The sequence below is a fragment of the Pseudomonas azerbaijanoccidentalis genome (assembly GCF_019145495.1).
Classification (GTDB): Bacteria; Pseudomonadota; Gammaproteobacteria; order Pseudomonadales; family Pseudomonadaceae; genus Aquipseudomonas; species Aquipseudomonas azerbaijanoccidentalis.
Window position 1 is genome coordinate 71,064 of record NZ_JAHSTU010000014.1, and the last position, 11,667, is coordinate 82,730.

Annotated in this window: 14 protein-coding genes; 13 read left to right on the top strand and 1 reads right to left on the bottom strand. The window is 57.2% G+C overall.

Features of this window, described 5'->3' with window-relative positions; genetic code table 11:
- Positions 1-6: 6 nt before the first annotated feature.
- The 11 genes from KVG88_RS30400 (at position 7) to KVG88_RS30450 (ending at position 10,453) form a co-directional block, all read left to right on the top strand.
- Positions 7-768: a hypothetical protein gene (locus tag KVG88_RS30400; RefSeq protein ID WP_217873588.1), complete on the top strand. Its 762-nt coding sequence runs from the start codon at positions 7-9 to the stop codon at positions 766-768.
- The gene (locus KVG88_RS30405) at positions 749-1,648 is read left to right on the top strand and encodes a hypothetical protein (protein ID WP_217873589.1); all 900 of its coding nucleotides are present in this window, start codon (positions 749-751) and stop codon (positions 1,646-1,648) included. The genes KVG88_RS30400 and KVG88_RS30405 overlap by 20 nt, the downstream gene beginning before the upstream one ends.
- Complete coding sequence (locus KVG88_RS30410; protein WP_217873590.1) at positions 1,638-2,192, top strand: phage baseplate assembly protein V; 555 nt, start codon at positions 1,638-1,640, stop codon at positions 2,190-2,192. Before KVG88_RS30405 ends, KVG88_RS30410 begins: the two co-directional genes overlap by 11 nt.
- 865 nt (positions 2,193-3,057) lie before the next feature.
- Complete coding sequence (locus KVG88_RS30415; protein ID WP_217873591.1) at positions 3,058-4,626, top strand: defense against restriction DarA-related protein; 1,569 nt, start codon at positions 3,058-3,060, stop codon at positions 4,624-4,626.
- Positions 4,627-4,666: 40 nt separating this feature from the next.
- Positions 4,667-5,281 (top strand): hypothetical protein, encoded by a 615-nt coding sequence (locus KVG88_RS30420; RefSeq protein WP_217873592.1) that lies wholly within the window; start codon positions 4,667-4,669, stop codon positions 5,279-5,281.
- A gap of 181 nt (positions 5,282-5,462) precedes the next feature.
- Positions 5,463-5,801 (top strand): hypothetical protein, encoded by a 339-nt coding sequence (locus KVG88_RS30425; protein WP_217873593.1) that lies wholly within the window; start codon positions 5,463-5,465, stop codon positions 5,799-5,801.
- Positions 5,802-5,963: 162 nt separating this feature from the next.
- Positions 5,964-6,296 carry a hypothetical protein gene (locus tag KVG88_RS30430; RefSeq protein ID WP_217873594.1) on the top strand — a complete coding sequence of 111 codons (333 nt, stop codon included), beginning with the start codon at positions 5,964-5,966 and terminating at the stop codon, positions 6,294-6,296.
- Positions 6,289-6,666, top strand: a complete 378-nt coding sequence (locus KVG88_RS30435; protein ID WP_367616867.1) for a hypothetical protein — start codon at positions 6,289-6,291, stop codon at positions 6,664-6,666. The genes KVG88_RS30430 and KVG88_RS30435 overlap by 8 nt, the downstream gene beginning before the upstream one ends.
- Positions 6,663-8,411 (top strand): DEAD/DEAH box helicase, encoded by a 1,749-nt coding sequence (locus KVG88_RS30440; protein WP_225934217.1) that lies wholly within the window; start codon positions 6,663-6,665, stop codon positions 8,409-8,411. The genes KVG88_RS30435 and KVG88_RS30440 overlap by 4 nt, the downstream gene beginning before the upstream one ends.
- Positions 8,408-8,809 (top strand): ASCH domain-containing protein, encoded by a 402-nt coding sequence (locus KVG88_RS30445; protein ID WP_217873596.1) that lies wholly within the window; start codon positions 8,408-8,410, stop codon positions 8,807-8,809. Before KVG88_RS30440 ends, KVG88_RS30445 begins: the two co-directional genes overlap by 4 nt.
- Before the next feature lie 576 nt (positions 8,810-9,385).
- On the top strand, positions 9,386-10,453 hold the full coding sequence (locus KVG88_RS30450) for a replication initiator protein A (RefSeq protein WP_217873597.1): 1,068 nt from the start codon (positions 9,386-9,388) through the stop codon (positions 10,451-10,453).
- On the opposite strand, the gene KVG88_RS30455 is transcribed toward KVG88_RS30450, so the two are convergent.
- Positions 10,439-10,885, bottom strand: a complete 447-nt coding sequence (locus KVG88_RS30455; RefSeq protein ID WP_217873598.1) for a hypothetical protein — start codon at positions 10,883-10,885, stop codon at positions 10,439-10,441. The genes KVG88_RS30450 and KVG88_RS30455 overlap by 15 nt on opposite strands.
- Before the next feature lie 110 nt (positions 10,886-10,995).
- Here KVG88_RS30455 and KVG88_RS30460 point away from each other — a divergent pair, with 110 nt between their 5' ends.
- Positions 10,996-11,220 (top strand): hypothetical protein, encoded by a 225-nt coding sequence (locus KVG88_RS30460; protein ID WP_217873599.1) that lies wholly within the window; start codon positions 10,996-10,998, stop codon positions 11,218-11,220.
- Positions 11,221-11,392: 172 nt separating this feature from the next.
- Positions 11,393-11,667 (top strand): hypothetical protein (locus KVG88_RS30465; RefSeq protein WP_217873600.1); only part of this gene is annotated, 275 nt, incomplete at its 3' end.

Sequence of the window (11,667 nt, forward strand, 5' to 3'; positions counted from 1 at the left end):
TTTGACATGGCTGAAATGAACGGCAGCTTTATCCAGCAGAAGGAAGCCTTCGGGTGGTACCTGCTCGACTGGTTTAACAAGCTGTACACCGATACGGCAGCGCTCAAAGAGTTCCGATCGCGGCGCCCTGCACAAGTGATGCAGTGGGCGCCGTCGCGCATGCTGGACAAAGTGGAGTCGATGCTGGCGCAGTACCGCAAGAACGAGAACGGTCCGCCCGGCGCCACCACCAAACTACCGGTGATCCTGCTGGCGACCGATGATGACTTTTTGGGTACCGGCGCCGACTGGGGCGGTCACCACACGGGTTTCGAGCGTGTGCAGATCCATGAAGGGGGCTCGTGGTACGACTATCGCCAAGACATGCACGATCGGCGTATCCAGGTGGTGATCATCGCCAGCGACGGGGATACCGCCAAGTCGCTGGCGGCGCAGCTCAGCGCTTACATGCAGGAGCCGCATCACCGCTACATGGATGCCAAATACACGTTTGGTCAGTACGACATTCCGGCGCCGATGCAGCTGGAGACGAAGCGTATCGACTGGATGCGGGTTGAGACTGACCAGAAGAACATGAAGATTCTGGCCGCCGACGTGGCGCTCAAGTGCGTGGTGCCGATTCTGCGCGCCCCGGGCGAGGGCGAGCCAAACGACGGCACCACCAACATTCCGCCAGGCTACCCGGTGGTGAGCAAATTGCACGTCCGCCAGCGTATGGGCCATAACTTCACAGAACTGGTGGACGGCGATGAACGTCTATCTCAGTGAAAACGGTGACCAGCTGCCCACGGACGTGGTGATTCGCTGGGTGAACCGATCGGACCTTACGCCGGTACCGCGCAGCCTGGAATTCACGGTGAAGCTGATCGATGGCGTGGAAGCCAAGCTGAAGCGCGGCACCATTGTTTGGTCTGGCCGGGAAAATCTCCCGTACAAGATCGTCAAAACCCACAAAGAGCCGCCCAAGGGTGAGGTGCAGGGTAAAAGCCAGCAACAGGCGATGAGTGTTATCGCCTTGCTGGCCAGCTGCGCGCCACTGGCCGAAGCGTTGAAACAGGCCGTGGTTCTGCGGGATACGCCTTTTTCCAACGTCCTGCGAAGCTGTGGCGCTTTCCTGCGCATAGGCAGCGACTTCGCGGTGCCTCGGTTCACCTGCTTTCGTGGGCGCCAGCCCAGCTACAGCGTGGCCAGGGTGTTGCAGGAAGAGGGCGCCGCACTGGTGATGATCGGCGGGAAGTTGCAGGTGATGCGCCTTACCGATATCGCCAAGCAGGAACCCGTCGACGACATTGGCCAAGTGGACTCAAGCGCAAAGATCGACAGTGAGTTTCTTGAGCTTCAGCAGATCCCGAGCTTCTACAGCGTGGATGACACCGGCGCGATCGTTACCGGGCAAATGGGAGAGTCCCGTGTGATCAGCTTCATGCCGCGGGGCGATCAGCGCCAACTGCGCAATGCGTCTTGCGTGCTGGTGCGCAGTAAAACCGTCGACTCTCAGCAGTGCCAGCAAATCCAAGCTGGCCATGTGCTGACGGTGGGCGGGGAGAACCTAGTGGTCATCACCGCCGCCCATGCCGCGATCCAGAAGACGGGCGCCATGGAGAGCTACAGCCGTTTGTGGCTGGGGAGTCTGGTCAATGCTGCCTAATTACCTGCCGGGCTTTGTGGAGGCGGTCACGGACAACCGGGAGCGTCGGGAGATTCGCGTGTCGTTCGCTCCATACACCGATGGCGCCAGTGAGTGGCCGATTGCAGAAATGTCCTACCCAATGGGCGACGACTCGCGCGGTACCGAGATCCGCATTGTGCCGGGCATGCCGGTCTGGCTGGCGTTTCGTGGTGGTGATGAGCGGTACCCGATCATTGTCGGTAACCGCCCGGTGAACACCGGCAACGAACAGAGCACCCGGCGCTGGAATCACGACAACTTTGAATTCAACGCCGACAAAGACTTTACCGTCAACGCTGGCCAGCACATCACCATCACTGCCGCGGCGTCTATCACGCTGGCGGTGGGCGGGACGTCGCTAAAGCTGACCCCGGAGACGATCGCCAAAATTGCAGCGGCGCACAACATAAAAGGGCCTGTGACGCAGACCGGCGGCGATATCACCAGCGATGGCATCAGCGTTCAAGAGCACCCGCACCGCGACAGTATGAACGGCCAGACCAGTCCGCCGCTGCCGTCATAGTCGGGGTTTGGTGATTGCGGGAGCGTACTACCGTCTGTCGGGAGAGCCCGCAGTATGGGGGCTGTAGAGAGGCGCAATGTCCGGGGATATTTACGGATAAAACTGTTGTTTTATACAGGCTGTACAAATTGCCACTATAGCGCGCCGATCATTTTCACGAGTATTCTGCGCGTCAGATACGACAAGACCCGCTATAAGCGGGTCTTGAAGGGCTACGCGGAGGTGCAAACTCCCTTAGCCTGGAGTCGAGGGGAATCTCTGCTGTGGCGGCGGGGAAGCTCGACTCTGTAGGCCCAATTTTGGCGCGAATGAGCGTCAATGTCTACAGGTCCGCCCCCTCACTCATCGAGCAGTCGCGCTTTTTTGCGCGCCCGAGCTGTTTTCGTGCGCGCAAAATGGACGTAAGCGTATGCGATTGGTGGGGTTGGATATCAAGCGTTTGTTACCCACTTTTGCGACTGTACGGCCCAATGGGGATTCATTGCACAGGGCCGACCGTGCGACGCGCTTCACGCCTTCCCAGGCTCGCAACTTGGGGGCATTACCATGTGGGCAAGGGGAATAGACCGGCACCACGTTAAAAACGCCGCGGGGACCATCCAGCAGGATAAGGTCCGGTAATGCAGCAGGTCTATGAAGTGTCTACTCAGCGGGCAATGGGGGCAGGAATCTCGCCGATTCTTCCGAAAGTGAGTAGCAAGGCGGACCACTCGAAACCTTTACGGGGCCGGGAGGGCTTGCCTGTTCTGAAGCGCAGCGAAAGAACAGGCAAGCGGGAGGGGTTGCGGCGCAAAGCGCCACATTTCGCCCGGGCTTTTCCGCTTCAAAATGGCGCGTATTTCCACACTCGCCGAGATTCCCCGCCATGCCGAAAACCAATACCTTGGACTTCTCTTCGCCTGCCGGCGCTGAAAAGGCACTTCAAAAGATTGCTCAGCAGATGGGGCGTGCTGGTCAATCCGTTGTTTCCTCTGAATTCAATCAAAAACCTCGCCGCAGTTCCGATACGACCTACAGAGAAGCGTTTATCACGCTTTCCAGTGGCCAGCTGATCACGTTGCGGGTGAATGGGACTGGCGATATCTACCAGGTGTTGCTCAATGGTTCGGTAAAGCCACTCAAAGAACATACGGACACTGACAAGGCGATCGCAGAGATTGCGAGCATGGCCGAAAAGAATCAGGGTGCGTTCCAGAAAGCGCAGGCCCGTAAAGCTGTTGCGTTGCCCAAGGGAATGGGTACGACCAAACCCAAGCAAGTCGATGCCCTGGTGCAGCAGGTGAGTGAGCTGGATACGCAGATCAGTGAGCGCAAGGCTACGATCGCCGAGCTGCAATCGAAACTCGGTGTGGGCGCAATGACTGACTCGGTACCCCCACAGCTGACCGATCTCGACGACAACGCGCGTGAGGTGCTGGGACAGTTGGCCAAGGCTGACGGGCAGGCAGTCGAAGACGGTGACCTGATCAGCAAGGAAGGCCGCGACACGTTGATTGATCTCGGTCTGATCGATCGCTACACCGACAAGGGCGACAACGTGCTCAATGACAAGGGGCGCGCGTGTGTGGCCATGCTTGATTCGGCGCTGGCGCCAGCCCCTGTTGTCGGGTCGAAGTCTGGCGCTGAGCCGATGTCCTGGCTTGGGTTCAAACTCGTCAATCAGGTGTTTGTAGATGAGCTGGGGCCGATGGAAGTGCCTTCACGGTTCCAGATTGGCGCGAGCGTGTTCCTTGGGCTTGGCCAAGACGGCGACAAAATGGATATTGCCGCCAAAGTCATTGGGGCGAACTTCCGATCGTCGAAGGTTCACTACACGTTGGCGGTACCGATACAGTCTACGGGCGATCAACCCATGTATGCGGTGCTGTACGACGTCGATTCTGTGAGCGTGGCGTCTCCTGAAGAGATTCTGGATAGCGCAACACAGCCGCAACTGGTGGATTCGCTGGACGCATACAAGGCGCCTCTCCCGGTTGAGTCCGTGATGTCGCTGGCCAGCTCCTACGTTGCTGCCCGCGAACTGGCGGCGGCCACTGGCGTGATGCTCGATGACGCGTCGACCGACGGCGCAAAAGGATATCTTGAGATAGCTTTAGATATCGTCGAGAACAATGGTCCCATCCACTTGGAAGAGGGCAACATTGATCAGGCCCGCCTTGAGCTGAACATGGCCAAGTCTTTCCGGGCTGCCATTGCGATGCTCGACAGTGCCAGCGGACGTCAGATGGATGACAAAGCCCTGGACCAACTGGTGGCGATCGCCAAGGTTTCAGCCGCTTCTGAGAATGAAATCGCCGATCAGGATGCCCTGACCACATTGCTGGCGCTGTCGATGGTCGACGTTGCCGAGGGCATCTACTTCCTGAGCGAGAAAGGTCGCCAGCACCTTAACGACAACGGTATGGACGCCTATGGGGAGCCGTTCGCGGAATAGGCCTCAGAAATCGTCGAAAACATTATAAAATTATTGTTTAATGATCCTCGTCTTGTACGGGGATTATTTTATGCACGGAAAAATTGGGTTGATGCTCACAGCGAAGGCCAGCGAGGACGATTTGCAATGCGCCGATCAGATTGTGTTCACCCTAGAAGCGATCGAGCGCGGACACCTGCCGGATGAAATGTGTACACAGGAAATCGGTGAGTCGTTCGATGTCGAGAATGCAGCCCAATGCCAGCAAGTTGTACGGCACCTGTTGGACGTCGCGAGCAAGGGCAGTATTGGGCGTGCCGTCATGGGCATGCGTCTGCTGTTCGACCCGCGCAGCGCGGTGCTGGCGCCGGATTCTGACGTTCTAGAACTGCACCCAAAGCTGGTGCAGGCGTTACAGGGAGCGGAGCAGGTCAAGGCCAGTGGTTGGGTGTCATTGTCGGCGCCGGGTCAGATTCAGCCGGGAGACTTCCTCAGTTTCACCGTTGGCGGTAGTCCTGTGTGCGCAACCGCGCGGCAGGTTCTGTTCGCCGGTACCGACCGTGAGGAAATCGTCTACAACCGCCAGCGAAACCACTATTTCATCACCGCGATGGCGCTTGATGGCAGCAGCAGTCACAAGGATGTCTTTGTGCGATCGATGGCGAAGGCACGCTGATGAGTGAGGACGCACTGTCGGCTTTGGTCATCGGTTACTTGGTGGGTGGTGTCATCACCCTTATGTCAATGGACGCGCCAAGTCATGAGCGCTACTTAGCTCGTCGACTCTTTCTGTGGCCGCTGTACTGGGCTTATCTGGTCACGAAGATGGTTTTCATGTTGGCGCACGAGGTGCGGCGATGAATCTACCGCCTCTGATCAGCTCACAGCGTTACCTTAACCCCGAAACCGTCCAGCGCAAGGCGGCTACCTTCAAGCAGTTCATTGTCAGCACCGCAACCGTTGAACTGGTTGGCGTCCGGTACCGGGTATTACTCGACGGGCACCACAACTTCGCAGCGGCCAAGCTGGCGGGCGTTGAGCCGACTTGGCGCGGTCCGTCGCCCAAGATGCAGCGCTTCATCAAGCGCAGCACCAAAGACGACTTGGCGCGGTTCTTCATCAACAACCTGACCGATAGCGACTGGTATTTCATGGATACCGGCCAAGTGGTTTCTGAGCTGTTAGCCAGGGCTTAACGCTATCGCAAAGCATGCGGCGCCGATCGGCGCCGTTTGTGTTTCTGCTCCCTTCAAATAACGCTAAAAACAATAGCGATTAACTGTTAATCTTTGCTTGTAATGTCCGGGGATAGTTTTTATGCGGGTTTTGGACGTTTTAAGCGGATTTAAGGGGGCGTTATGCAGGTTAAGCGTGTTTTGAGTCGCGCCGACTACGAAAACGATTCGGCGTTTGAGCGCGACGTGGATCAGGTTGCTAAAGCGCTGGACGTGGTGGGGAAGCGTGAACTGATGTTCTCCCTGATGCGCGAGTGCCGTGGTTGCGGGAATGACGCCTCCTATGAATCCACTGAGTACGACGTGAAGCATGTCAGCGGTGAGTTTCAGCGAAAGATGGTTTGCCGTGCCTGCAATCACATCGTCCCTATCGATCGCAACGCATGTCAGTCCATTGGACGAATCGTGACGCTGTGGAACACCACCCCTTTGACGATCGAGGCCCGCCGTGTCTGATCCCCGCATCATCATGAACGCGCTATGCACCCACTTGGGGCGGTACGCCTACCGCTACGGCGACGAAATCCAGCTGCATAAGCGCATTGCCGAGGTGCTGACACTGCACGGCTTTGAGTTCGAACGTGAGCGCGTGCTGGATGCGCGCAACCGTGCGGACTTCTGGCTGGATGGTCTGGTGATCGAGGTCAAGGTAGCGGGCGGATTGTCCGAAGCGCTGCACCAGGTCGGGCGCTACATCAAGCTGCCTGACGTTACAGGCGTGATCCTTGCCGGTACACCGCGCTGGGCTGGCCAACCGCTGGTTGAGAAACCTGCATGGGAAGACAAACCGTTTCAGATGGTCAGGCTAACGAGGCAATCGCTATGAGCTACGGTCAGGTTGCCTTTGATGGGCGCTATTGGCATGTCAAATGTGAGCCACAAGTGCGATCGCGGCTCAAGCGTGTGTTTCCCCGGGCGCCGCAGGAAGCCGCTGAGGTGATCAGGTTGCTGGCCAGCGCGGAGAACAGCCGGGAGCTGCTGTGGTTCCTGCAACGCTACCCGATGGCCATGCCGCCGGAGACGGCCAGCGCTCTGGATATGCTCGCCTCACAGCATGTGCAGATGGAAACCAGCCTGGCCGACTTGTTAGCCGGTCGGAAGGCGATACCTCCGTTTGAGCTGGCAAAGCCTGCGCGCGATTACCAGCGTTTCGCAGCAACTCAAACCGAAATCCGGGGCGGACTGCTGGTGGCCGATGACCTTGGCCTGGGTAAGACAGTTACCGCGATGTGCCTGATGGCCGTTGCGGGGAACTTGCCCGCGGTCGTCGTGTACCCCGCATCGTTACCAAACCACTGGCCGGAAAAACTTGCCGAGTTCCTGCCCAATCTGCGCGTGCATCACGTCAACAGTGGCAAGCCCTACGATTTGATCAAGAAGCCTGGGCAACGTCGAAAAGACCTGTGGGATACGCTGCCGGATGTCATCCTGGTGAGCTATCACAAGCTACGTGGCTGGGCGGAAGTGCTGGGCGAAATTGCGCAGTACGCTGTGTTTGAAGAGTGCCAGCAGCTACGAAACCCGGACAGCGAAATCTACCGGGCGTGTCAGTACCTTGCAGCACACGTCAACCTGCGAATGGGGCTCACGGCGACACCGATCTACAACTACGGCGGCGAGTTCTATTTCGTTGTGAATGTGCTGACCCCTGACGCCTTGGGCGGTTGGGATGAGTTTCTGCGCGAATGGTGTGAGCGGGACAACGATGGTAAGCCACGCCTGAAGGACTCCATCGCGTTCGGCGAGTACCTGCGACGTGAAGGCATCATGCTGCGTCGTACCCGTCGAGAGGTGGGGCGTGAGCTGCCTGCTCTGTCGAAGATCGCACACGAGATTGAATTTGACGCCAAGGTGATGGATAGCATCGCCGGGGATGCCATCGCGCTGGCCAAGACCATCATGGCCGCCAACGAACAGCACCGCGGCCAGAAGATGAAGGCCGCCGGGGATCTGGATTTGTTGGTGCGCCATGCGACCGGCGTGGCTAAAGCGCCCCATGTCGCCGATTTTGTAAAGCTGCTGCTCGAAACAGAACAGCGAGTGATGCTGTTCGGCTGGCACCGCGACGTGTACGAAATCTGGAAAGAGCGGCTGGCCGAGTTCAACCCGGTTATGTACACCGGCAGCGAGTCCGCCAACCAGAAACAAGCTGCCAAAGAAGCATTCGTCAACGGCGACAGTCGCGTGATGCTAATCAGTCTGCGCGCTGGCGCCGGTGTCGACGGCTTGCAGCACGGATGTAGCACCGTTGTATTCGGCGAGCTGGATTGGTCGCCGGGCGTGCATGAACAGTGCATGGGGCGCTTGCACCGCGACGGGCAGACCGAGCCTGTCATGGCGTACTACCTCCTTTCTGATGAAGGCAGCGACCCGATCGTGTCTGACGTGCTGGGTGTCAAGCGAGAGCAGATCGAGGGCGTGCGCAACCCGCAGGACGATCTTCTGCAACGCCTGGACGTGGGCGAAAACCACCTGCGATCGCTGGCAGAAAAATACCTCAAGGACAACAACGTGGTGCTGCCAGCAGCTGAGCCAGCAACGCCTATTCGCAAGCAATTGGAGTTGGTATGAAGACACTGAGCATTCGCCAGCCTTGGGCGTGGTTGATCATCCATGGCGGCAAGGACATTGAAAACCGGTCATGGCTCACGAAGTTTCGCGGGCGGTTCCTGGTGCATGCGTCAAAGGGCATGACAAAGCAGGAATATGCCGATGCAGCCGAATACGCCCAGCGCTTGGGTGTGACCGTTCCACCGGCGGCTGAGCTTCTGCGTGGGGGCATCATTGGATCGGTTGAAGCAATAGGCAGCGACATCAGCCACCCATCGCCCTGGTACATGCCAGGGAACAAGGCCATCGTTTTGCGGGATCCACGCCCGCTCCCATTCATCAGCGTAAACGGGCGCCTGGGGTTCTTTGACGTCCCTTGCGCCATCCCTGAAACTCACAAAGAGTGCCTGCCCAAATGAAAGCCCCGATCTACTGCCGCACAAGTGGCCAACGCGTTGGCGGCTGCGCCTGCTACCGTTGCCGTCCTACCGAACAGAAAAGTAAACCGCTTGCTGGATTGCGCGTAGCCGACAAGAAAGCCACCTAAATCCATGCCCTTCAGGGATTTAATAGTTTTAATGGGCTTTATATCTAAGATTTGGGCGTTGTTAATAAATGACTTCAGGCTATACGGCACCTGCTTTTGCGCCTGTGCACAAACCTGTGGGCGGGTGGGTAAATTACTGAAAAGGGTGTGTGAATTACGGCAGATGGTGGGTGAACTACGCCTTTGGGTGGGTAAATTACGCGTTTACAGGTGTCGGGTGGGTAAATTACGGGATTTAGTGCTTTGGCCTGTGGACAGGTGTGTAAATTACGCCGGCTGCCCCTGTAATCATTGGCTTTTGTGAGCGATGGTTCTTCAAATCCCGTAATTTACCCACCCGTCTAAAACCACACTTTCGTATCTCGTTTTTGGCAAAACCCTTATTATCTGTGCGGCACCTGGCTGCCTTGTGATAAGGCAGGCCGATTCACTTTTGACGGGACTCTACATGCGACCTGATAAATCCCCCGGGGTAGCTCCCAACAGGAACGCGCAGAAGATCGCGGATATGCAGCAGCGGGCAGCCCAGGCTGATCTGTTGGGGCCTGATGAGCAGCCGCAGGTTGAGCCGGCACCAGCGCCCGCGCCCGCTGAGACTGATCCAGGTTCAACACCAGCCAAAGCGAGCCGCCGCAAGAAAGCGATCGGTGCGGTTCAGGGGGATTTCTTCACGCCATTGCTATACGACGTAGGCGCCCGTGACAGCCGTGGGGTCATGGACGTGGCTGTGTTCCGGCTCTCAAAGAAAGACAAGCGCGCAAACTCGGTTATCCGGTACGAGCTGCCCGACGGTTTTGTTGAAGTGTCGTCAGGCCCGCACGGCATGGCTTCTGTGTGGGACTACGACATAGTGTTGATGGCGGTATCTCACTTGACCGAGGCGATGAACCGCTATCGTGACGGCAAGGGTGAGAAGCCTTCGCAGACGTTCCTCCCGCACATTGGCGACGTCCTCAAGTTTTGCCGCAAGGACAACGGCGGTAACCAGAAAGACGCGGTGGCTGGGGCGTTGCAACGTCTCATGACGACGTTTGTAGGGATCGAGCGCACCAACATGCTGCGCGGCCAGCTGCGCACTGTCACTGAGGGCGAGAACCTGGTGGGGCCGAGCAAGGTCATCAGTAATGCAAAGACCGGCAAAATTGAGTATGTCGAGATCAAGCTTGCTGACTGGATGTACAACGAGATCACCCAAGGTACGAAGCCGGATGTTCTCACGGTGCACCCGGACTACTTCCTGCGCGAATCTGGCGTTGGCCGTTTCGTCTATCGCTTGGCGCGCAAGGCGGCAGGCAAGGACTCTGCTGTATGGGGCTTCAAGACGATCTATGACCGTAGCGGTAGTAACGGCACCCTCAAGGAGTTCAACAGGCTGCTACGCGAGCTGATCGCCGATGACGACTTACCAGAGTATTCGCTTGCCGAAGAGCCAGGTAAGGATGGACCGATGTTGCGCATGGTCCACCGGTCACAAGGCGATAAGTGGAAGGAAGCGCCCGCTTCAGACGGTGATTAAGTCAAACCACTCATCCATCACCGAATCAACGGCAGATATCGCCAGCTGGCGTTGCTGGAAATGCACCAGCGCCAGCACCGCCACTTCCCCATTGGTTAGATCCGCGTGGAGTCGATACTTTTGCCCGCGATCGTCCACACCGTCTGTTTCAATCCGCGGTGAAAATCGGGCGGCCTCATCCCCTAGTTTTACTGTCTCGTTGCCTTCCGCGACCTGGTAATCCCGAATCGCCTGCGCCCAATGATCCTCAGTGAAAAGGCAGTCATAGGCATCGGTGCGCGTGTTGGTGACGAAGGCGTACCCCTCATCAGCGACCTCCCGAAAATCTCGAGTCTTTTTAGCGATCGCGAGCACCCCTGTGGCTGGGTCCAGGAGGGCCAGCAATGTCACGCTGTCGCCACTGTATCCACTGACTGAAGCCATGATTTTCATGTACACCTCAAAATAAACAATAAAACGCTAATGTTTTGCTTGTGCAATAAACATAAAAATTATAACTTTATTTCGCCGAAGGTTGCGGCCTAAACGAAAGGGAAAAAGTTATGCGCAAGATTACCGAGCGATTGCCTAAGCCGTTCCTGATGGGTTTGCTGACGGCAGGGTTGGTGTATGCGGTGGGTTGGGTCGGGGAAACCGATTACCAGCAAGCCGTGGCCAGTCAGAAGATGTATTGCGAAATGTCGGCGCGCGGCGCCTGGCCGCCGCGCCCTGAGCTGAACTGCCAAAAGGCTGAGACGCAGCAAGGCATTCGCCTCGTAGGCTTGTGATAAGCGCTTCCTCAAAAAGCCCCGATTCCGGGGCTTTTTCGTTCATTTGGCCAACAAAAAACTATCCCCGGACAATTTTTAGCGAAAAACAGGGTCGGAGAGGGTAAATGGTGCGCCGGCTGAAAATTGATTTATCATAATGTCACCATATCTACATTGTGCAGGGCTCAACATGGCAAAACCTGAGAGAGAACAGGCGCTTAAAGGCGGTAAAAAGCGAATGGGCAGGCCTGTCTCCAATGTTGAAGCAAAAGAGCGCATGACCTTCTGGATGCTGACGGCGCTGGTTTTCAAGTTGCGGGCTCTGGCTTTTGAAAAAAAGGTTCCTTACTCCACGGCATTCAACGACATGGTGCGCAATGCCCCGGAGCCGGTTATTGAAATCGGCGAGGATCAATTGCCCAAGAAGGTGGCGAAGTACTCAAGCGCCGATGAGCGTGGCCTTGA